At 72.8% G+C, this 19,909-nt stretch carries 19 protein-coding genes; 9 read left to right on the plus strand and 10 right to left on the minus strand.

From position 1 onward, the window contains the following. Window positions 1-2: 2 nt before the first annotated feature. Window positions 3-416 (minus strand): GntR family transcriptional regulator, encoded by a 414-nt coding sequence (locus tag ACZ6O5_RS15190; protein ID WP_465977537.1) that lies wholly within the window; start codon window positions 414-416, stop codon window positions 3-5. A 282-nt stretch (window positions 417-698) separates the two neighbouring features. On the opposite strand from ACZ6O5_RS15190, the gene ACZ6O5_RS15195 reads away from it, so the two are divergent. From ACZ6O5_RS15195 to ACZ6O5_RS15205, 3 genes are all read left to right on the plus strand, one after another. Then, window positions 699-917, plus strand: a complete 219-nt coding sequence (locus ACZ6O5_RS15195) for a flavin reductase (protein ID WP_465977539.1) — start codon at window positions 699-701, stop codon at window positions 915-917. Continuing rightward, window positions 914-1,087: a hypothetical protein gene (locus ACZ6O5_RS15200; protein ID WP_465977541.1), complete on the plus strand. Its 174-nt coding sequence runs from the start codon at window positions 914-916 to the stop codon at window positions 1,085-1,087. The genes ACZ6O5_RS15195 and ACZ6O5_RS15200 overlap by 4 nt, the downstream gene beginning before the upstream one ends. A gap of 74 nt (window positions 1,088-1,161) precedes the next feature. Next, window positions 1,162-1,728, plus strand: coding sequence for a hypothetical protein (locus ACZ6O5_RS15205; RefSeq protein ID WP_465977543.1), 567 nt, complete (start codon window positions 1,162-1,164; stop codon window positions 1,726-1,728). A gap of 50 nt (window positions 1,729-1,778) precedes the next feature. On the opposite strand, the gene ACZ6O5_RS15210 is transcribed toward ACZ6O5_RS15205, so the two are convergent. The 6 genes from ACZ6O5_RS15210 to ACZ6O5_RS15235 all read right to left on the minus strand — a co-directional run bounded on the left by ACZ6O5_RS15210 (window position 1,779) and on the right by ACZ6O5_RS15235 (window position 8,870). Next, complete coding sequence (locus ACZ6O5_RS15210; RefSeq protein WP_465977882.1) at window positions 1,779-3,026, minus strand: RNA polymerase sigma factor; 1,248 nt, start codon at window positions 3,024-3,026, stop codon at window positions 1,779-1,781. 2 nt (window positions 3,027-3,028) lie between these two features. Beyond that, window positions 3,029-3,421 carry a YciI family protein gene (locus ACZ6O5_RS15215; protein WP_465977884.1) on the minus strand — a complete coding sequence of 131 codons (393 nt, stop codon included), beginning with the start codon at window positions 3,419-3,421 and terminating at the stop codon, window positions 3,029-3,031. Window positions 3,422-3,522: 101 nt separating this feature from the next. Beyond that, complete coding sequence (locus ACZ6O5_RS15220; RefSeq protein WP_465977545.1) at window positions 3,523-5,682, minus strand: alpha-galactosidase; 2,160 nt, start codon at window positions 5,680-5,682, stop codon at window positions 3,523-3,525. After that, on the minus strand, window positions 5,679-6,563 hold the full coding sequence (locus ACZ6O5_RS15225) for a carbohydrate ABC transporter permease (RefSeq protein ID WP_465977547.1): 885 nt from the start codon (window positions 6,561-6,563) through the stop codon (window positions 5,679-5,681). The genes ACZ6O5_RS15220 and ACZ6O5_RS15225 overlap by 4 nt, the downstream gene beginning before the upstream one ends. Further along, window positions 6,560-7,516 carry a carbohydrate ABC transporter permease gene (locus ACZ6O5_RS15230; RefSeq protein WP_465977548.1) on the minus strand — a complete coding sequence of 319 codons (957 nt, stop codon included), beginning with the start codon at window positions 7,514-7,516 and terminating at the stop codon, window positions 6,560-6,562. The genes ACZ6O5_RS15225 and ACZ6O5_RS15230 overlap by 4 nt, the downstream gene beginning before the upstream one ends. Window positions 7,517-7,538: 22 nt before the next feature. After that, window positions 7,539-8,870 carry an ABC transporter substrate-binding protein gene (locus ACZ6O5_RS15235; RefSeq protein ID WP_465977549.1) on the minus strand — a complete coding sequence of 444 codons (1,332 nt, stop codon included), beginning with the start codon at window positions 8,868-8,870 and terminating at the stop codon, window positions 7,539-7,541. A 228-nt stretch (window positions 8,871-9,098) separates the two neighbouring features. Between ACZ6O5_RS15235 and ACZ6O5_RS15240 the strand changes: the two genes are divergently transcribed. The 3 genes from ACZ6O5_RS15240 (at window position 9,099) to ACZ6O5_RS15250 (ending at window position 12,947) form a co-directional block, all read left to right on the plus strand. After that, complete coding sequence (locus ACZ6O5_RS15240) at window positions 9,099-11,090, plus strand: beta-galactosidase (RefSeq protein ID WP_465977551.1); 1,992 nt, start codon at window positions 9,099-9,101, stop codon at window positions 11,088-11,090. Further along, entirely contained in the window at window positions 11,090-11,866 is a 777-nt protein-coding gene (locus ACZ6O5_RS15245; RefSeq protein WP_465977553.1) for a DeoR/GlpR family DNA-binding transcription regulator, read from the plus strand. The genes ACZ6O5_RS15240 and ACZ6O5_RS15245 overlap by 1 nt, the downstream gene beginning before the upstream one ends. 94 nt (window positions 11,867-11,960) lie before the next feature. Next, complete coding sequence (locus ACZ6O5_RS15250) at window positions 11,961-12,947, plus strand: sporulation protein (protein WP_281935106.1); 987 nt, start codon at window positions 11,961-11,963, stop codon at window positions 12,945-12,947. Between the two features lie 60 nt (window positions 12,948-13,007). Here ACZ6O5_RS15250 and ACZ6O5_RS15255 read toward each other — a convergent pair whose 3' ends face one another. Then, entirely contained in the window at window positions 13,008-13,385 is a 378-nt protein-coding gene (locus ACZ6O5_RS15255; protein ID WP_425787397.1) for a hypothetical protein, read from the minus strand. Window positions 13,386-13,686: 301 nt separating this feature from the next. On the opposite strand from ACZ6O5_RS15255, the gene ACZ6O5_RS15260 reads away from it, so the two are divergent. Beyond that, window positions 13,687-14,109: a hypothetical protein gene (locus ACZ6O5_RS15260; protein ID WP_281935104.1), complete on the plus strand. Its 423-nt coding sequence runs from the start codon at window positions 13,687-13,689 to the stop codon at window positions 14,107-14,109. 55 nt (window positions 14,110-14,164) lie between these two features. Here ACZ6O5_RS15260 and ACZ6O5_RS15265 read toward each other — a convergent pair whose 3' ends face one another. Both ACZ6O5_RS15265 and ACZ6O5_RS15270 read right to left on the minus strand, forming a co-directional pair. Continuing rightward, window positions 14,165-16,381, minus strand: coding sequence for a HelD family protein (locus tag ACZ6O5_RS15265; RefSeq protein ID WP_465977886.1), 2,217 nt, complete (start codon window positions 16,379-16,381; stop codon window positions 14,165-14,167). A 245-nt stretch (window positions 16,382-16,626) separates the two neighbouring features. Continuing rightward, window positions 16,627-17,754 (minus strand): LolA family protein, encoded by a 1,128-nt coding sequence (locus ACZ6O5_RS15270; RefSeq protein ID WP_465977556.1) that lies wholly within the window; start codon window positions 17,752-17,754, stop codon window positions 16,627-16,629. A gap of 97 nt (window positions 17,755-17,851) precedes the next feature. Between ACZ6O5_RS15270 and ACZ6O5_RS15275 the strand changes: the two genes are divergently transcribed. Beyond that, window positions 17,852-18,508, plus strand: a complete 657-nt coding sequence (locus tag ACZ6O5_RS15275) for a response regulator transcription factor (RefSeq protein WP_107159334.1) — start codon at window positions 17,852-17,854, stop codon at window positions 18,506-18,508. A gap of 38 nt (window positions 18,509-18,546) precedes the next feature. Continuing rightward, window positions 18,547-19,905 (plus strand): sensor histidine kinase, encoded by a 1,359-nt coding sequence (locus tag ACZ6O5_RS15280; protein ID WP_465977888.1) that lies wholly within the window; start codon window positions 18,547-18,549, stop codon window positions 19,903-19,905. Window positions 19,906-19,909: the final 4 nt, after the last annotated feature.

A 19,909-nucleotide genomic window follows, 5' to 3' on the forward strand; every position in this document is an offset into this window, starting at 1 on the left:
CGTCAGGCTCCCACGACGGTCACGCTGTGCGCCCCGTACGCCTCGACGTTGCCGTTCGTTCTCGTCACCACGATGACGGGCTCGCCCTCGTGGAGGGCGTACCGGCGTCGTTCTTCCGGATCGGGCATCCGCGCCTGCACCTGGTCGCCCTTGCCCACGGGGACGGTGGTGCGCTCCCGCTCGCCCCGGACGAATGTTCCTCGGCTCTGTACGACCACGATCAGGCCCTCGCTTCGCAGTTGCTGGAGTGCGCGGCGGACCGTGAGTCGGCTGAGTTGGTATTCCTGGGTGAGGCTCAGTTCGGTCGGTACTCGCTGACCAGGGGCAAGCTGGCCTGAACGGATGGCCTGCCGAAGCCGGTCCGCGAGTTGCTTCCAGGTGGCGACATCGGGATCGAAGCCGCTCTCATCGCTCACGCCCGCACGCTAGGTGACTTCATGCTGTCAGGCTGTTGTGTTTACATCAATACAGCACTTAGAGTGATGTCACTTGCGGTTGCTGACGGAGGAGCGCGACATGCGTGGGCACGTCACCTACGACCAATGCGTGATCGCGGCGGCGCTGACCTTCGCCCGACGACATCGGCCGGTGGGGTCGTGGACCAGGTGGTGCAGGGTTTGCCGCTGCGGATCCGACCTGCCGTGCCGGGCAAGACATCACCTCCCGATCAAGCGCGCGCACTGGCCAGGGGAGGAGAGGTGACCGCACACGACCCGGTCGTGCCCCGCTGGCACTGCTCCGGATGCCAGCGCCCGTGGCCCTGCCCCATCCGTCGTCAGGAGTTGCGGGCCGAGTACGACCAGTCGTCGTTGTCCCTCGCCCTCTACCTGGCCCCGTTCCTGGTGGCTGCCACACAGGACATGATCGAGGCTTCGCCGACCATGCTCCATCGTCGCTTCCTCGGCTGGCTGCGATGAGCCGGATCGAGCGCGGAGACGAGAAGTTCCACTACTCGGACAACTCGCACCGATGGATACCGCCGGATCCGGACTTCCCGCAGGAGGTGTGGGACGAGATGGTGCGGCAGCACAAGGAGAAGCACCTTCGGTCGTCCACCAGCCCACGCGTCGCTCGCCGCTCGATCTGACCGAGTCGGCCTGCCGTACGATCTGGCGCGCGTCGGGCCGACCGGGCGGCGCGCGATCGTCGGGAGGGGACGCGATGAGCACGCCGGGGACCAGGGGACGACCGTCGGGACTGGTGATCGGCTCGCTGGTGGCGATCTCGTTCGGGACCGTCTTCGTCATGGTGAACAGCGGCGGCCTGCCCGCGCCCTGGCCGCTGGTGCTGCGGGTCGCCGGCCTGCTGGTGGCCACGCTGCTCCTGGTCGGTCTGTTCCGGGTCGCGCAGGCCCCACCCGGTGCGCGGGGACCGGAGGCGGCGGGGTTCATGGACCGCCGCTACTGGATCGTGGTGGCGGTGGAGGCGGTCGCGCTCTTCGGCGGCCTCGCCGTGATCAACAACGTGTTCGACCGGCCTGCCGTGTCGGTCGCCTGGGTCGCGGTGGTGGTGGGCGTGCACTTCTTCGGCCTGGCGGCGGTGTGGCGGATGCCGCGCTACCACTGGCTCGGCGCGGTGATGACCGCACTCGGGGTGGCCGGCTTCCTCACCCACGCGCTCGGCGGTGACGCGGGAGCGGTCGCCCTGGTCTCCGGCGTAGGCTGCGGCGTCGCCCTCTTCGCCACCGTCGCCCTCGCCCTCCGCGACACCACCTCGCGCACGAGTTGACCAAGGAGTTCGCGTCGCGAACCGGGCGGATGCCGACGCGAACTCCTTGATCAACGAGAGTGGAGCAGGCGGGCGGCGCGGGTCAGCAGGTACTCCTGCTCGGGGCGGCTGGTGGTCCGGGCGGCGGCGGAACGGTAGTGGGTCGCGGCGGCGTCGTGGTCGCCGGCCATCTCGTGCAGGTGGGCGCGGGCCGCGTCGAGCCGGTGTGAACCGGCCAGCCGGGGATCGCCGGCCAGGCCGGCGAGCGCGTCCAGGCCGGCGGCCGGGCCGTGCACCATGGCGGTCGCCACCGCGCGGTTCAACGCCACCACCGGGCTGCCGGTGAGCCGCTCCAACACCCCGTACAGCGCGAGGATCTGTGGCCAGTCGGTGGCCGCCGCGGTCGGCGCCTCGTCGTGCAGCGCGGCGACGGCGGCCTGGAGCTGGTACGGCCCCACCGGCCCCCGGGTCATCGCGTCGGTGACCAGCGCGGTGCCCTCGGCGATGGCGGCGGCGTCCCAGCGGGACCGGTCCTGCTCGGCCAGCGGGATCAGCTCCCCGGACGGGCCGCTCCGGGCGGCGGCGCGGGCGTCGGTGAGCAGCATCAGGGCGAGCAGCCCGGCCACCTCGCTGTCGCCGGGCAGCAGCCGGTGCATCTCCCGGGCCAGCCGGATCGCCTCCTCGCAGAGGTCGACCCGTCGCAGGTCGTCGCCGAGGCTCGCGGTGTGCCCCTCGGTGAAGATCAGGTAGAGGACGTGCAGCACGGCGGCGAGGCGGGCCTGCCGATCGGCCGGCTCGGGCAGCCGGAACGGCAACCCGGAGTCGCGGATGCGCTGCTTGGCCCGGCTGATCCGCTGCGCCATGGTGGCCTCGGGCACCAGGAACGCGCGGGCGATCTCGGCGGTGCTCAGCCCACCTACCGCCCGTAGCGTCAGCGCGATCGCCGACGGCGTGGTCAGCGACGGGTGACAGCAGAGGAAGAGCAGCACCAGCGTGTCGTCCCGGTCGCCGGTCACCGGCTCGTCGGCGGCCGGTGCGGTCCGCCGGTCGTCGCCGGAGCGCCGGGCCGCGCGGTCCTCCCGGTCCCGCCGGGCCGCCTCGGCCCGCACCAACTCGATCATCCGCCGGTACGCGACCTGCGTGAGCCAGCCACGCGGATGGTCCGGCAGCCCGTCGACCGGCCACTGCCGGCTGGCCGCGAGCAGCGCCTCCTGCACCGCGTCCTCGGCGGTGGCGAAGTCACCGAAGCGGCGGGCGAGCACACCGAGGACCTGCGGCGCCAGTTCGCGCAGCAGGTCCTCGACGGTGTGGTCGGCCAGGGTCACATCTCCTGCGGCGGGCCGGACATCACCGGGTGCACCTCGATCGGCATGCGCAGCGGCCGGCCGCCGGGGCCGGGCGCGGTGGAGATGAACGCGGCGATCTCGACCGCCCGCTGCGGCGTCTCGCAGTCGACGATCCAGAAGCCGGCCAGGAACTCCTTGGTCTCCGCGAACGGCCCCTCGGTGACCACCGGCGCGCCGTCGGCGCCGGCCCGCACGATCCGGGCCTGCTGCGGGCCGCCCAGCCCCTCACCCTGCACGAACTCGCCGTCGGCCGTGAGCTTCGCGTTGACCTCGCCCATGAAGTCGAGGTGCGCCCGGAACTCCGCCGGCGTCCAGGTGTCCACCGGCGGGATGTCGGTCCCGGCCGCGCTGAACTGCATCAGCAGCATGTACTTCACGATTCGCTCCTCACGCCGAGCACCGATTGTCGGTGCTTCCACCCCGGGTAGAAGCCACCACCCCGGTTCTCGACATCCGTCGGCGAAGTTTCTCAGGAGCTTTCGGTGACCTCCAGCAGCAGCGCCTGCTCCGGGTGCAGCGCGGGCAGTTGCAGGCCGACCGTGCCGAGCACCGACCCGGGGAGTGTCATCCCGGCGCCGGACGCCAGCCAACCCGGCGGGGTCAGCTCCAACAGCGCCGGCTCCGGCACCCCGGCCGGCGGGCGCACCAGATAGCGCCGCGCCGGGTCCAGCCCCGGCAGCCGCACCGCGCCGGGCACCTGGGCGACGGAGGTGGCGACGCGGCTGACCGCGTACACCGCCCGGGAGCGGTCGTGGGCGACCACGCCGTGGGCCTGCACGGCCGGGTCCGGGTGGTCGACCCGGACCACCCGCCCGCCGTGCAGCAGCGGGCGCAGCCGCTTGTGCAGTGCCACCCAGGCGGCCAGTTCGACCCGCGTGGACGCGTCGATCGCGGCGATGTCCCACTCGATGCCGTGGTGGCCGAAGAGCGCGGTGACCGCCCGGAAGCCCAGGTCGTGCACGCGGTGCGTGGTGTGCGAGCGGTCCGGGCCGATGTGCGTGCCGATCAGCTCCGGCGGGAGCAGCAGCCCGGTCCAGCGTTGGATGGAGAGTCGTTCCAGCGCGTCGTTGCAGTCGCTGGCCCAGACCCGGTCGGTGTGGCGCAGGATCTCCAGGTCGACCCGGGCCCCACCGGACGAGCAGCTCTCGATCTCCAGGCCGGGGTGCCGGGCGCGCAACTCGTCCAGCAGGCGGTAGATCGCCACGGTCTGCCCGTGCACGCCGGGCCGGCCGCCGTGCCCGGCCTCGGTGAGGTCACGGTTGTGGTCCCACTTGAGGTACGCGATCCCGTCGTGCCCGCTGAGCACGGCGTCGAGCCGGTCGCGCAGGTACGCGTACGCGTCCGGGTGGGCCAGGTCGAGCACCTGCTGGTGCCGCCACGCCGGGGGCAGCCGGCCCGGTGTCTGGAGCACCCAGTCGGGGTGGGCGCGGAACAGGTCGGAGTCGGGGTTGACCATCTCCGGTTCGACCCAGAGCCCGAACTGCATGCCGTGCCCGCGTACGTGGTCGATGAGGGGTTGCAGCCCGTCCGGCCAGACCTGCTCGTCGACCCACCAGTCGCCGAGCCCGGCCAGGTCGTGCCGCCGGCCGCGGAACCAGCCGTCGTCGAGCACGAAGCGCTCCACGCCCACCTCGGCGGCCCGGTCGGCGAGCGCCCGCAGCCGGTCCAGGTCGTGGTCGAAGTAGACCGCCTCCCACACGTTCAGCGTCACCGGGCGCGGCGTGCGCGGATGACCCGGCCGGGCCCGCAGGTGGGTGTGCAGCACGTGGCTGAGCCCGTCCAGCCCGTCCGCCGACCGGACCGCGTACAGCAGCGGCGTGGCGTACTCCTCGCCGGGGCCGAGCACGATCTCGCCGGGCGCGAGCAGTTCACCGCCGCCGAGTGTGGCCTCGCCGGTGGGGCGGCGCTCGGCCACCGTGACGTGGTCGCCGCTCCACGCGGTGTGCACCGCCCACACCTCGCCGTGCTCGAAGCCGAAGCCGGGGACGCCGGCGACCAGCAGCAACGTGGCGTCGTGCCCGGTGCGGCCGTGCCGCCCCTCGCGGACCCAGGCGCCCATCGGCCACGGGTGCCGCTGCGGCTCGCGTTCCCGGCACCAGCGCCCGGTCAGGTCGAGCAGCTCGGTGGCGACCGCCGGCACCGGCAGCACGGGGGTCAGCTCGCGCAGCTCGTAGCGGCCGTCGCCGTCGTTGCGCAGTCGGTGCCGCAGTGTCAGCAACCCCGCCGGGTCCAGCGTGATCTCGATCGACAGACTCAACCCCGCGCCCGGGTCCGCCGCCCGCACGGTGACCCGCGCGGCCCCCGCCTCGGGTCCGTCGTCGCTCGGCGGGTCAATCACGTCGAGACCGACCAGGCGAAACGCCGTGGACCAGTCCCGGCCGTCGCGGTGGCCGGCAAGCCCGGGCCGGCCACCCCAGCCCGCGCTCCCCTCGGGCAGCAGCGACAGCACGGTGGGTTCGTCGAAGCTGCTCGGCACCACCGGCGCGACGGTGGCGTCGACCAGCGCGGAGAGGTCCGCGGTCGACAGCGGCCCGAGGTCGGCACCCCAGTGCACGACTCGGGGCAACCCCGAGCCGCGCGCGTCGAGCACCAGGCTGGTCCCCGCCCGGCGCAGATGAACGATCGTCATCCCTTGGAGGCTCCCAGCGTCAGGCCCCGGACGAACTGCTTCTGGAGCAGGAAGAAGATCACCAGGGTGGGGATCGCGACCAGCACCGAGCCGGCCGAGACGAGGTTGTTGTCGGTGAAGAACTGGCCGCGCAGGTTGTTCAGCGAGCTGGTCACCGGGAACTTGTCGCCGGTACGCATCAGCACCGTCGCCCAGAAGAACTCGTTGTAGATCCAGGTCACCTCCAGCGTGGCCAACGCGGCCAGGGCCGGTCGGCACAGCGGCAGGGTGACCTGCCAGTACTGCCGCCACACGCTTGCCCCGTCGACCATCGCGGCCTCGTACAGCTCGTGCGGCAGCGCCTTCATGTAGTTGCTCAGCACGAAGACGCAGAAGCCGCACTGGAACGCGACGTTGACCAGGATCAGCCCCCAGTAGCTGTCGTAGAGCAGCTCCGAGTCGCTCATCCAGGCCGGCAGCGGGATCTGCGTGAACATCCGGAACAGCGGGATCAGCAGGGCCTGCTGGGGCAGCAGGTTCGCGGCGGTGAACAGGCCCAGCAACACGATGTTGAGCTTCCAACTGAACCGGGCGATCACGAACGCCACACAGGAGGCGAGGAAGAGCGTGAGCAGCACCGCCGGCAGGGTGATGTAGAGCGAGTTGAGGAAGTGCTTGCCGAACTCGGCGGTCCGCCACGCGGTGACGTAGTTGTCGATCGTCCAGCCGCCGAAGGAGACGTAGCCGTGCACGGCGGTGTACTGGTACGAGCGGAACGAGGTGAGCACCGCCCAGAACAGCGGGAACAACCAGCCGACGGCGATCGTACCCAGGAAGAGGTGCAGCACCACCCGGGCCGGCCGCAGCGGCCGGCGGCGGCCGGGGGAGACGGCGGCGGTCATCGCTTGTCCTCCCGCATGACGGTCCAGAGGTAGACGGTGATGAAGATCAGGGAGACGGCCAGCATGATGGTGGCCAGTGCCGAGCCGAAGCCGATCCGGCTCGCCTCGCCGACCACGTTCTGGGTGACCAGCGCCGAGATCAGCTCCAGCCCGTTGCGGCCCTTGTTGATGACCCAGACCAGGTCGAACGCGCGCAGCGACTCGATCACGGTGACCACCAGCACGATGATGTTGATCGGGCGCATCACCGGGAAGACGACCCGGAAGAACGTGCTGGTCTCCGAGGAACCGTCCACGGCGGCGGCCTCCCGCAACGACGGGTCGACGCCCTTGAGGCCGGCCAGGTAGAGCAGCATGATGTAGCCGACGTGCCGCCAACCGGCGGCGACCAGCACCGCCCAGATGTTCACGTTCGGGTCGCCGTACCAGTCGGTGTCGCCGCCGAACACGCCGTTGAGCAGGCCCTGGTCCCGGCTGTAGATGAGCTGCCAGATGAAGCCGACGAGCGCCAGCGAGAGCACCACCGGCAGGTAGAGCGCGGTCTGGTAGAACCGGCTGCCGCGCATTTCCTTGTCGAGCAGCACGGCGAGGAACATCCCGATCGGGGTGGCCACCACGAAGAGCGCGGCCAGCCAGAGCAGGTTGTTCTGCACCGCGGGGACGAACGGCGGGTAGTTGTTCACCACGTCGTCGTAGTTCTTCAGCCCGACCCAGTCGATCTCGCCGAGCGGGCCGATGCCGTCCCAGTCCGTGCCGGAGAGCAGCACGGTCGCCGCCGCGGGCAGCCAGACCAGGGCGAGGACGAGCAGCAGGGGCACCAGCACCATCAGCGTGATCACCACGCGGTCGGTGCCGGACAGGAGCCGTAGCCGGCGACCGCGACCACCGGTGGTGGTGGTCGCGGCCGGCGGCGGCACGGCGTGATCCGCTTGGATCAGGGGCAGGTCGGACATGGTGTCCTTCCCCCTTCCGCCGTCAGCTTGTGAAGATCGACTTCTTCTGGTTCTCGACGCTGGTGAGCATCCCGCTGATGTCCTTCGGGTTCTTGATGAACTGCTGGAGGGCCGGGATCATCACGGTGGAGGCGAAGTCCGGCCGGGTGTCCCGGTCCAGGAACTGCGCGATCTCGGTGGCGGAGCCGACCAGTTCGGCGGCCTTCTTCTGGAGCGCGGTGTAGCCGGCGGTGTCCGCGCCGCTGTTCGCGACCAGCGTGCTCGGGTCGTTCTTGACCGTGATGTTCGCGGCGTCCTTCGAGCCCAGGTACGTCAGCAGCTTGGTGGCAGCGTCCTTGGACTTCGGCTTGCGGGCCATCATGTACCCGTCGATCGGCGCGTCCAGGGCCTTCGCGCCGATCGTGGAGTCGACCTCCGGGAACGTGAAGAAGTCCAGGTCCTCCAGGTCGGCGCCGCTGAACTGCTGGCCGACGAAGAGGCCGAGCAGGTACATGCCGCTCTTCTTCTGCTGCAACGACTGGGCGGCCTCCTGCCAGGTGCGGCCCAGCGCGTCCGGCTGGTGCAGGGGGAGCAGCCCGGCCCAGGTGTCGAAGACCTTCTTCACCTTGTCGGAGGTCCACGACTCCTTGCCTGCCATCAGGTCGACGTGGAACTGGTAGCCGTTGATCCGCAGGTTGAGGATGTCGAACGTGCCCATCGCCGGCCAGCCGTCCTTGTCGGCGAAGGCGATCGGGGTCAGGCCGTCCTTCTTCATCTGCGCGCCGAGCGCGGTGAGCTGGTCCAGCGTGGTGGGCACCTGGTAGCCGCGCTGCTGCCAGACCGACTTGCGGTAGAAGACCGCCCACGGGTAGTACGACGCCGGCACGAAGTACTGCTTGCCGTCGTCGCCGGTGGACGCCTTCTTGAACGCGTCGGAGTAGCCGTCGAGCTTGCCCCACACGTCGCTGAGGTCACCGGCCAGGCCCTTGGCCGCGAAGAACCGCATCCGGTAGCCGGCGAACCAGGTGAACACGTCGTCCGGCTTGCCCTGTAGGTAGTTGTTGATGTTCTCCTGGAACGTGTTGTGGTCGACCGTGTTGACGTTGACGGTCACCCCGGACGATGTCTTGAAGCCGTCCACCACCTTGGCGACGACGTCCTTGGGTTTCGGGTCCGACTGGTTCGAGCCGAGCGTGACGCTCTTCGCATCGCCGCCGGAGTCGGAGTCGGAGTCGCCGCAGCCGGCGAGCGCGCCGGTGCCGAGCAACGCGCCCGCGCCGGCCGCGCCGGCCAGCAGCGAGCGCCGGCGCAGGCCGGCGACGGACGGAGGGACGAGCCGGGCGAGGTACTCGGCCTGTGAGCGGGGACGGGACATGGTGCCTCCTGCGGGGACGAGGTGGCTACGAGATCCACCGAGAATCCACACGTCCGAACAGAAATAGCCGGTGGCGGTTGAAGCTACCCGTTGGTTCCGCGCTGTCAAGAGGGCGAAAGGGCGGCGATAACCGTGCTGTGGCAGCGAAAAGGCGTGGTAAACGTTGTAACTACTGTCGATGTTGGAAAGTGTTGACTTGGCTGTCGTTCGCGGGCACCCTCAGCTCTCATGCGGAACTGGCACGGCGAGGGCATCTGGTACGGCGCCGACTACAACCCGGAGCAGTGGCCCGAGGACGTGTGGCCCGAGGACGTCGCGCTGATGCGCCGCGCCGGGGTCAACCTGGTCTCGGTCGGCATCTTCTCCTGGGCCCTGCTGGAGCCGGCCCCCGGCCGGTACGAGTTCGGCTGGCTCGACCGCGCGCTCGACCTGCTGCACGACGGCGGCATCCGCGTCGACCTGGCCACCGCCACCGCCAGCCCGCCACCGTGGCTGGCCCACCGGCACCCGGAGACACTGCCCCGCCGCGCCGACGGCGCCGTGCTGTGGCCCGGCGGCCGGCAGGCGTACTGCCCCAGCTCGCCGATCTTCCGGGACCGTTCGCTCGCCCTGGTCGAGGCGGTCGCGACGCGGTACGCCGCCCACCCGGCGGTGGTGCTCTGGCACGTCTCCAACGAGCTGGGCTGCCACAACGTGCACTGCTACTGCGACGTCAGCGCCGAGGCGTACCGGTGCTGGCTGCGCGGGCGCTACGGCGACCTGGACGCGCTCAACGCCGCCTGGGGCACCGCGTTCTGGAGCCAGCGCTACCACGACTGGGCCGAGGTGAACCCGCCGCGCGCCGCGCCGACGTTCGCCAACCCGACCCAGCAGCTCGACTTCCTGCGCTTCTCCTCCGACGAGCAGCGCGCCCAGCTCCGCGCCGAACGGGAGCTGCTCGACCGGCTCGTCACCCAGCCGGTCACCACCAACTTCATGATCGGTACCGGCATCAAGTACCTGGACTACCACTCCTGGGCCGCCGACGTGGACGTGGTCGCCAACGACCACTACCTCACCGCCGCCGACCCGCAGCCGCAGGTGAACCTCGCGCTCGCCGCCGACCAGACGCGCGGCGTGGCCGGCGGCGCGCCCTGGCTGCTGATGGAGCACTCCACCAGCGCGGTCAACTGGCAGCCCCGCAACGTGGCCAAGACGCCCGGCCAACTACGCCGCAACAGCCTGGCGCACGTGGCGCGCGGCGCCGACGGGGTGCTCTTCTTCCAGTGGCGGGCGTCCCGGGCCGGCGCGGAGAAGTTCCACTCCGCGCTGGTGCCGCACGCCGGCCCGGAGACCAAGGTGTTCCGCGAGGTCAGCCGGCTCGGCGCCGACCTGCGCGCGCTGGCCGAGGTACGCGGCAGCCGGGTCGACGCCGACGTCGCCGTGCTGTTCGACTACGAGGCGTGGTGGGGCGCGGAACTCGACTCCCACCCCAGCGTCGACGTGACCTACCCCGACCGGTTGACCGCGCTGCACGCCGCGCTCTGGCGGGCCGGCGTCACCGCCGACGTGGTGCACCCGTCGACGGACCTGTCCCGCTACCGGCTGGTCCTGGTGCCCACGCTCTACCTGACCCGCGACGCGGACACCGCCGCGCTGCGCCGCTTCGTCGAGGGCGGCGGCACCGCGCTGGTCACCTACTTCAGCGGCATCGTCGACGAGCACGACCACATCCGGCTCGGCGGCTACCCGGGCGCGTTCCGGGACCTGCTCGGCGTACGCGTGGAGGAGTTCTTCCCGCTGCGCGCCGGCGAGACGGTCCGCCTCGACGACGGCGCCGACGCCGACGTGTGGACCGAGTGGCTGCACGCCGAGGGCGCCGAGGTGCTCGCCGCGTACGCCGACGGGCCGCTGCCCGGCGTGCCGGCGCTGACCCGCAACGCCGTCGGCGCGGGCGCCGCCTGGTACGTCGGCACCCGGCTCGACGACGCGGCGACCGACCGGCTGGTGGCCCGACTGCTCACCGAGGCCGGCGTGCACCCGCCGGTGCCCGCGCCGGTCGGCGTGGAGGTGGTCCGGCGTCGCTCGGCGGAGCGGAGCTGGCTGTTCGTGGTCAACCACACCGACGACGCGGCCCGGCTGCCGGTCACCGGCGTCGAACTGCTCACCGGCGGACGGTGTGACGGCGACCTGGTGGTGCCGGCGGGGGAGGTGGCGGTGGTCCGCGAGGAACCGGTCTGATGCTCGCCCAGCAACGGCAGAGCGCCATCCTGGAGCTGATCCGCCAGCGCGGCGGCGTCCGGGTCAGCCACCTGGTCGACCGGTTCGGCGTGTCGGACATGACCATCCGGCGTGACCTGGAGGTGCTGGCCGAGCGCGGGCTGATCGACAAGGTGCACGGCGGCGCGACACTGGCCGGCCCCGGCTCCACCGAGGAACCCGGCTTCGCCGCCAAGTCGGCGCGGCAGCGGGCCGAGAAGCAGGCGATCGTCGAGCGGGCCGCCGGGCTGGTCGAGCCGGGCATGGCGGTGGCGCTGTCCGCCGGCACCACCACCGCCGCGTTGGCCGCCCGGCTCGCCGGGGTACGCGGGCTGACCGTGGTCACCAACTCGATCCCGGTCGCCGACGCGCTCTACCAGAACCCCCGCGCCGACCAGAGCGTGGTGCTCACCGGCGGCATCCGTACCCCGTCGGACGCGTTGACCGGCCCGGTCGCCGAGGCGGCCATCGCCGCGCTCAACGTGGACCTGCTCTTCCTCGGCGTGCACGGGATGAGCCGGCGCACCGGCTTCACCACCCCCAACCTGCTGGAGGCGGCGGTGAACCGGCGGCTGATCGGCGCCGCCCGCCGGCTGGTCGTGCTCGCCGACCACACCAAGTGGGAGACGATCGGCATCGCCACCATCGCGCCGCTGGACGAGGCCGACGTGCTGATCACCGACGAGGGCCTGCCCGCGGCGGCCCGCCGGGAACTCGGCGAGCAGGTGGGCGAGCTGATCGTCGTACCGGTGGCCTGACCTTTCAGGCATTTCCCAGCCGTTCCCGTTAGGGTGCCCTGCACGGCCCGCGGGCTCCACGGTGGAGCCCGCGGATGGCGGAGGCGGAGTGGCGATGGTCTTCAAGAAGATGTTGAGCGCGTTCGGCGTGGGCGGCCCCAGCGTCGACACCGTGCTGACCAACCCGAACACCCGGCCCGGGCTGGCCCTGGACGGGCACGTCAACCTGGTCGGCGGCGACGCGCCGGCGCGCATCGAGCGGATCACCGTCGGCCTGGTCACCCGGGTCGAGATCGAGGGCGGCGACACCGAGTACGCCGGCGTCATGGAGTTCCACCGGATGCCGGTCAGCGATGCGTTCGAGCTGGCGCCGAAGCAGCAGCTCGCCATCCCGTTCCAGATGCCGGTGCCGTGGGAGACCCCGGTCACCGACGTCTTCGGCCAGCGGCTGCACGGCATGACCATGGGTCTGCGTACCGAACTGGCGGTGGCGCGGGCGGTCGACAAGTCCGACCTGGACCAGGTGTCGGTGCACCCGCTGCCGGTCCACGAGCGGATCCTCGACGCGTTCCAGGCGCTGGGTTTCCGGTTCAAGCACGCGGACCTGGAGCGCGGCCACATCTACGGTGTGCCGCAGACGCTGCCGTTCTACCAGGAGATCGAGTTCTACGCCGCGCCGCAGTACGCGCAGACGGTCACCGAGGTCGAGCTGACGTTCGTGACCAGCCAGCAGGGCGTCGAGGTGATCCTGGAGTGCGACAAGCGCGGCGGCTTCCTCAGCGCCGGGCACGACGTCTACGGGCGATACTCCGTCCCGCACAGCGACGCCTCGCGTACCGACTGGCCGCAGGTGGTCGACGGGTGGCTGCGGGAGACCACGTCCCGGTACGGCGGCCTGCGCGCCCAGGGCTTCGGCGCCCCGCAGGGCCACTACGGCGCCCCCGGTCACTACGGTCCGCAGGGCCACCACGGTCGTCGTGGCGGCGGCATGGGCGGCATGGTGGCGGGCGCGGCGCTGGGCGTCGCCGGCGGTCTGGTGGCCGGCGAGATGCTGGAGGACGCCTTCGAGGGCGACGACGGCGGGGACTTCGGCGAGGAGTGACGGCACGCGACGACGCCCCCGGGACGGATCCCGGGGGCGTCGCCGGTCGCGCGGCGCGGGTCACCGCCGGCCGCGACGCTCCTTGCCGGAGCGGCGCGCGCTGCCCGCCTTCGACAGACCACGGCTGATCAGGTACGCGCCGGTCAGCGCGGTCAGGTACCACCAGGCCTGGTTCGGGTTGTTGATGTTCAGGCCGTTGGCGGTGGTGCCCTTCCAGAACGCGGCGATCACGACGACCGCGGCGGCTGCGGCGTACACCCAGAACTCGGTGGTGAGGAACGCCTGCTTCGTCTCGGTGCCGGGGGCGGGCATCTCCTCCCGGTGGCCGTCGTGCATCGACGGCATCGGACGGGTCGGCGACTCCATCATGCTCGACCGGTTCTGGACGTCCGACATGGGCCGGTTCATCGGCCTGGTGGATGCGGCCTGCGTGCTCATCTGGTCCTCCTCAGGATTTGATGAGTCGTACGGCACCCCTCGCCCCGCTGCCGCAGTTCGGCCACGGCACGGTTCGCACACTGTGGCGGGGGCACCCTCCGACTACCCGCCCCCCGAGACAAGCTAACCGGCGGGTGCCGGCGGTGTGCCGGCCGCGCGGACGGGCGGTGTGCCGGCCGCGCCCCGAACCGGACATCCGGCGCTGCGGGGAGCCAACCGACGCGCCTCCCGGCCGGTTTCAGCCTCCCGACCCCGGGCACGCAGCACGGATACCCACACCACGAGCTGCGAGGTGGTTGACGTGCGTGAGGACGACATCCGGCAGGACGCCGCCCGGCAGGCCGAACAGCGGGTCGCCGGCGGCGTGTACGGCGAGGGCGCGCTGGACGAGGTCACCGTGCCGCCGACCGACGAACAGCGGGTGATCCAGGAGTCGGATCCGGACGACCCGGCGCACGTGGCGATCGACCCGGACGTGCTGCGCGACGGCGGGCCGACCCGCGGCCAGGGCGCGGTCACCACGACCGGCGGCACGGCCGGCCCGGCCAGCGTGCGCCGGGTGGCCCGACAACCGGAGCGGCATCCGGGCAAGGTGGCGCCGACCACCACCGGGGACGCCACCACCGGCGGGCTGAGCACCCCGGCCGGCGGGTCGACGAGTGACGCCTCGGCCCCCGGCGCCCAGGTCGCCAACGTCACCGACGAGGGCGCCAACCCCGGCTGAGCCGGCGTGAGAAGGGGCCCCTTCTCTACCGGAAGCGTTAGTAGGGGGCCCCTCCTTACGTCCGGAGGATGGTGAGGCGCTGGGTGGCGCGGGTTAGCGCGACGTAGAGGTCGCTGTGGCCTCGGGGGGACTCGGCGACGATCCGGTCCGGGTCCACCACCAGCACCGAGTCGAACTCCAGGCCCTTCGCCTGCTCGGTGGTCAGCACCACCACCCGGTTCGCCAGCTCCGGCTGCTCGCCGACGGCCGCCTCGGGCAGCGCCGCGACCACGGCGGCGCCCAGGTCGGCCACCCGCCCGGCCGGCACGATCACGCCGAGCCGGCCGTCACCCAGGACGGCGGCCTCGCGGGCGCTCGCCTCGACCAGTTCGACGGCGAGCCGGTCCGCCGGAACGGTCCGGTCCTGCGGCGGTACGCCGGTGGCGCGTACCGAGCGGGGTGGGCGCAGCGCCGGGTCGATCTCGGCGAGCACGTCGGCGGCGACCGCCATGATCTCGGCCGGGGTGCGGTAGCTGACGGTCAGCTCCTCCAGCCGCCACCGGTCCGCCACGTACGGCGTGAGCGCCTCGCCCCAGGACGGCGTGCCGGCCAGCGCACCGGTCTGAGCCACGTCCCCGACGATGGTCATCGACCGGCTCGGGCAGCGGCGCATCAGCAGCCGCCACGCCATCGGCGACAGCTCCTGCGCCTCGTCCACGATGACGTGCCCGAACGCCCAGGTGCGGTCCGCGGCGGCCCGCTGGGCGGTGGTGAGCCGGTCGGACTCCTCCTGCCGTTCGGAGAGCCGGGCGGCGTCGATCAGGTCGGTCACGCCGAGGATCTCACCGCCGTCGGCCTCGTCCTCCACGTCGATCGAGCGGGAGCCCCGCCAGATCTCCAGCACGCCCTCGGCGTACTCGCGTTCCATCGCGCGGATCCGGTCCCGGCGGGCGGCGGCGGCGCGTTCGTCCTCGCCGAGCAGCTCGGCGGCCTCGTCGAGCAGCGGCACGTCGGCCGGCGTCCAGCCGCCGGGCTCCCGGTGCAGCGCGGCCCGCTCGGCGTCGGTGAGCATCGGCGCGGCGGTGGCGATCCGCTCCGGCGACGCGAACAGGTCGGCGAGCAGCCGCTGCGGGGTGAGCACCGGCCACAGCTCGTCGAGCGCGGCCCCGATCTCCGGCTCCTCGCGCAGCTCGCGGCGGATCTCCGCCCGGTCCGCCTCGGAGAGCAGGTTCTCCCCGCCGAGCGGGTCGGCGCCGATCCGCTCGGCCACCTGGTCGGCGAGCGCGTGCACGATCTCCACGTCGAACAGCGCGCGGGCCAGGTTGTGCGGCCGGCCGGTGCGCCGGACCCGGTCGCGGGCCTGGCGGACCGTCTCCGGGTCGAGCGTGAGCACCTCCCGCTGCGGCAGCTCGACGGTGATCGGCTCGGCCGGCACCCACTGCCGGTCCCGGACCGCGCCGGCGAGCACCTCGGTCAGCACCGCGCGGCCCTTCAGCGCCGCGGTGGTGGCCGGCTCGGTGCGCCGGGCGTGCACGCCCGGGAACAGGTCGGCCTGGGTGCGCAGCAGCACACCGGTCTCGGCCAGCGCCGGCAGCACCTGGGAGATGTAGCGCAGGAACGTGGCGTTCGGGCCGACCAGCAACACGCCCCGGGTGGAGAGCTGCTGGCGGTGGGTGTAGAGCAGGTACGCGGCCCGGTGCAACGCCACCGCGGTCTTGCCGGTGCCGGGCCCGCCCTGCACCACCATCACGCCGGGCAGGCCGGCGCGGATGATGCGGTCCTGCTCGACCTGGATCGTCTCGACGATGTCGCGCATCCGGCCGGTGCGTCCGGCGTTGAGCGCGGCGAGCAGCGACGCCTCGCCGGTGACCTCCTCGTGCGCGGTGGGGGAGGCGGCGGTGATGTCCAGCACCTCGTCGTTGAGGCCGGTGACCTTCCGGTCGCGGGTGCGCAGGTGCCGACGCCGGCGTACGCCCTGCGGGTTGGCGGCGGTGGCCAGGTAGAACGGGCGGGCGGCCGGGGCACGCCAGTCCATCAGCAGCGGGTCGTACTCGCCCGAGGTGTCGAAGATGCCGATCCGGCCGATGTAGCGGGCGGCGCCGTCGTCCCCGTCGAGGCGGCCGAAGCAGAGGCCGGACTCGACGGCGGAGTACTGCTCGACCTGGTCGGCGTACATCGCCACGGTGGAGTCGCGCTGCGAGCGGGCCTGCTGGGTGCCGCCGGTGTGGCGCAACTCCTCGTCGAGCCGGCGGGCGGCCTGCTCGCGCAGCCCGTCCAGCCGGTCGTAGAGCATCGAGACGTACTCCTGCTCGCGACCGATCTCGTCGTCGTCCTGGTGCAGCTCACCCGACACGTCGGAGTGCGTTGACAAGCGGGCTCCTCATTGACTAAAATTGCCGCAGGAATGGCATTCATAAGCCATTCCTTTTTTGTGCCTGAACTGAGAAAGATAGCGCGTCGCCCGCCATTCGACCAAGCCCGGACACGGCTCGGGGCCCGGCCGGCGCACGCCGACCGGGCCCCGAGCCCGACGTTCGATCAGCCCTTCGCGGCCTGGTAGAGCCGCTCCGGCGTGACCAGACCGGCCACCACCCGGCCGTCGTCGGTGAGCAGCACGCTGAACAGCTTGCCGCTCAGCAGCCGCCCGCTGCCCCAGTCGCCGCTGACCTTCGGCAGGTCACCGAGCACCTTCGCCAGCATGTCGGCGTCCGGCGCGCCCGCGCCGGCCTTCGTGCCGCCGGCCTTCGCCGCGTCGCCGAGCGTGGCGACCACCACCGTGGTCCAGCCGGTGCCGACGGTACGCACGTCCGGCCGCTGCGCCCCGTCGGGCAGCTTGCCCGGCGAGGTTCCGGGGGCCCGGCCCGCCGGACCGGGGCGCGCGTCGGCCGACTCCTCGGTGACCTTGACACCGGGCGGCGGGTTGAACCGGAACTGGTCGGCGTCCGGGGTGCGGAAGTCGACCTGGGTGAACGCCACCTCGAACGCCGGCTCGTCCTGGCCGTCGGCCAGCACCTCGAAGCGCAGCGGCACGTGCTCCTTCGCGTCCAGCGCGATGCGCACCTGGTGCACCAGCGACGCCTTGTCGCGCGGCGTGAGCACCAGCTCGTACGCGTCCCGCCCGGCCACGGTGGCGGACCGGCCGACGGTCACCGCGGTGGTCGGGTCGATCGCGGCCAGCGCCTGCTGGGCGGCGTCGGCCGGGGTGGCCGGCGCGGCCGGCAGGTCCTTGCCGTCGGCCGGCAGCTTCCGGTGGACGGCGGTGTTCTCCCGGCTGCTCCAGGTCCAGACGTCGCGGCCGTTGCGCAGCACGTCCTGCTCGCCGAGCGTGTCGACCAGGGCGAGCCGCTGCCGGTCCTCGCCGCCGTACCAGACACGCAGCGTGTGCGTGCCGGCAACCAGCCCGGCGAGCTGGTTGCCGCTGGCCTGGCCGGCGAGCGCGGCGATCGGCGGCAGGCCCAGGTCGGCGCGCTGCACGACGGTGCCGGAGAGCCCGTCCAGGCGGGACGTCCGCAGGTCGTCGAGCAGTTGGGCGGCGCTGCGCGGGGGCAGGGCCGGGTCGGCGCCGGCGGCGAACGTGCCGACGGCGGCGCCGCCCCCGATCACGGCGACCCCCGCGGTCACCGGGACCAGCCAGCGCAGCACGGCGCGGTTCTTCATCACAGACATCAGTGTGCACCTCCTTGCGCTCCATGCTGCGGGATCCTCGCTGTGAGGACGCTGAGCCGATCCCCTACGGGTGACCCGGTGGTGGCACCCTGGACCGGTGCGGTTGCTGGTGGTGGAGGACGAGACGCGGCTCGCCGCGGCGTTGCGGCGGGGCCTGTCGGCGGAGGGCTTCGTGGTGGACGTGGCGGCCACCGGCCCGGCCGGGCTGGACGCGGCCCGGCACGGCGACTACGACGCGATGATCCTCGACGTGATGCTGCCCGGCCTCTCCGGCTACGAGGTGGTGCGCCGGTTGCGCGCCGAGCAGCGCTGGCTGCCGGTGCTGATGCTGTCCGCCAAGGACGGCGAGTACGACCAGGCCGACGGCCTGGACTGCGGTGCCGACGACTACCTGACCAAGCCCTTCTCGTACGTGGTGCTGCTGGCCCGGCTGCGGGCGCTGCTGCGCCGGGGCGCGCCCCGCCGGCCGGCCGTGCTCACGGTCGGTGACCTGCGGCTGGACCCGGCCCGGCGGCGGGTCACCCGGGCCGACGCCGAGGTGGCGCTGACCAGCCGCGAGTACGCGCTGCTCGACTACCTGATGCGCCGCCCCGGCGAGGTGGTGTCCAAGACCGAGCTGCTGGACCACGTCTGGGACGCCTCGGTGGACACCGCCCCGAACGCGGTGGAGGTCTACGTCGGCTACCTGCGCCGCAAGATCGGCCGGGAGCGGTTGGAGACGGTCCGCGGCGCCGGCTACCGGCTGGCCACGTGAGCCGCCGGCGACCCCGTCTCGGCCTGCGGGCCCGGCTGCTGGCGTTGGGCGTGCTCGGGCTGGCGCTCGGGTTCGCGCTCGGTGGCGCGTTGCTGCTCGGCGCGCTCGGCTGGACGCTGCAACGCTCGGCCGACGCGGAGGCGTTGCGTACCGCGGACGCGGTCGCGTTGCTCACCGCCGAGGACGCGCTGCCGGACCCGCTGCCGGTGGCCGGCGGCCAGTTGCGGGTGCAGGTGGTGGACGCGCAGAGCCGGATCCGGGCCGCCTCGATCGACGCGGACCGGCTGGTGCCGATGCTCGGCCCCGACGAGCTGCGGCCCGGGCAGCGGCAGCGGCTGGTGGTGGACGGGCAGCGGGTCGGCCTGTCCGGGCCGGTCCGGGTGGTGACGGTGCCGGCCGGCACCCCGGCCGAGCCGCGTACGGTGCTGGTGGCCAAGTCGCTGTCCGACGTGCGACACAGCCTGCACGTGGTGCGCAATCTGCTGCTGGTCGGCTTCCCGCTGCTGGTGGCGGGCCTGGCGGTGGTGGCCTGGCGGGTGGTGGGCGCGACGCTGCGCCCGGTGGAGGAGCTGCGCAGCGGCGCCGCCGAGATCACCGGGCGGGCCGGGGCGGAGCGGCTGCCGGTGCCGGCCGGGCAGGACGAGATCCACCGGCTCGCGGTCACGCTCAACGACATGCTGGACCGGCTGGCCGCGTCCCGGGACCGGCAGCGGGCGTTCGTGGCCGACGCCGCGCACGAGCTGCGCAGCCCGCTGACGAACATGCGTACCGAGCTGGAGGTGGCCCGGCGGCTCGGGGACGGCACCGACTGGCCGGCGGTCGCCGACGACCTGCTCGCCGACACCGAGCGGCTGAGCCGTCTCGTCGACGACCTGCTGCTGCTGGCCCGCCTCGACGAGGACGACGCGCGCCCCGCACGGCCGGCGGCGGTGGGTCCGGTGGAACTGGGTGAGCTGCTGCGCGCCGTGGCGGCCCGCTATCCGTCGCCGCTGGTGCGGCTGGCGGTGCCGGCCGGGGCGTGGTGGACCGAGGGGGACCCGGGGGAGCTGCGCCGGGTGCTGATCAACCTGGTGGAGAACGCGATCCGGCACGCGTCCGCCGAGGTGCGGCTGGCGGTCGCCGGCCCGGAGGGCGCGTACCACCTGGTCACGGTGACCGACGACGGGCCGGGCGTCCCGGCGGCGGACCGGGAGCGGGTGTTCGCCCGGTTCACCCGGCTGGACGACGCGCGGGCCCGCGACGCCGGCGGCGCGGGCCTCGGCCTGGCCATCGTGCGGGAGCTGGTGCGCCGGGCCGGCGGCACGGTGGAGCTGGCGGACGCGACGCCGGGCGTCGCCGCGCCGGGGCTGCGGGCGACGGTACGGCTGCCCACGCTGGCCGAGCCGGACCCGGAGTGACAGG

It is taken from the genome of Micromonospora sp. NPDC049201 (genome assembly GCF_055586805.1).

What these genes read in the sequence shown, in the direction of transcription:
- ACZ6O5_RS15200 (WP_465977541.1), top strand. Translation starts at nt 914, where the DNA reads ATGAGCCGGATCGAGCGCGGAGACGAGAAGTTCCACTACTCGGACAAC.
- ACZ6O5_RS15205 (WP_465977543.1), top strand. Translation starts at nt 1,162, where the DNA reads ATGAGCACGCCGGGGACCAGGGGACGACCGTCGGGACTGGTGATCGGC.
- ACZ6O5_RS15215 (WP_465977884.1), bottom strand. Translation starts at nt 3,421, where the DNA reads ATGCTGCTGATGCAGTTCAGCGCGGCCGGGACCGACATCCCGCCGGTG.
- ACZ6O5_RS15220 (WP_465977545.1), bottom strand. Translation starts at nt 5,682, where the DNA reads ATGACGATCGTTCATCTGCGCCGGGCGGGGACCAGCCTGGTGCTCGAC.
- ACZ6O5_RS15225 (WP_465977547.1), bottom strand. Translation starts at nt 6,563, where the DNA reads ATGACCGCCGCCGTCTCCCCCGGCCGCCGCCGGCCGCTGCGGCCGGCC.
- ACZ6O5_RS15230 (WP_465977548.1), bottom strand. Translation starts at nt 7,516, where the DNA reads ATGTCCGACCTGCCCCTGATCCAAGCGGATCACGCCGTGCCGCCGCCG.
- ACZ6O5_RS15235 (WP_465977549.1), bottom strand. Translation starts at nt 8,870, where the DNA reads ATGTCCCGTCCCCGCTCACAGGCCGAGTACCTCGCCCGGCTCGTCCCT.
- ACZ6O5_RS15240 (WP_465977551.1), top strand. Translation starts at nt 9,099, where the DNA reads ATGCGGAACTGGCACGGCGAGGGCATCTGGTACGGCGCCGACTACAAC.
- ACZ6O5_RS15245 (WP_465977553.1), top strand. Translation starts at nt 11,090, where the DNA reads ATGCTCGCCCAGCAACGGCAGAGCGCCATCCTGGAGCTGATCCGCCAG.
- ACZ6O5_RS15250 (WP_281935106.1), top strand. Translation starts at nt 11,961, where the DNA reads ATGGTCTTCAAGAAGATGTTGAGCGCGTTCGGCGTGGGCGGCCCCAGC.
- ACZ6O5_RS15255 (WP_425787397.1), bottom strand. Translation starts at nt 13,385, where the DNA reads ATGAGCACGCAGGCCGCATCCACCAGGCCGATGAACCGGCCCATGTCG.
- ACZ6O5_RS15265 (WP_465977886.1), bottom strand. Translation starts at nt 16,381, where the DNA reads ATGCTCTACGACCGGCTGGACGGGCTGCGCGAGCAGGCCGCCCGCCGG.
- ACZ6O5_RS15270 (WP_465977556.1), bottom strand. Translation starts at nt 17,754, where the DNA reads ATGTCTGTGATGAAGAACCGCGCCGTGCTGCGCTGGCTGGTCCCGGTG.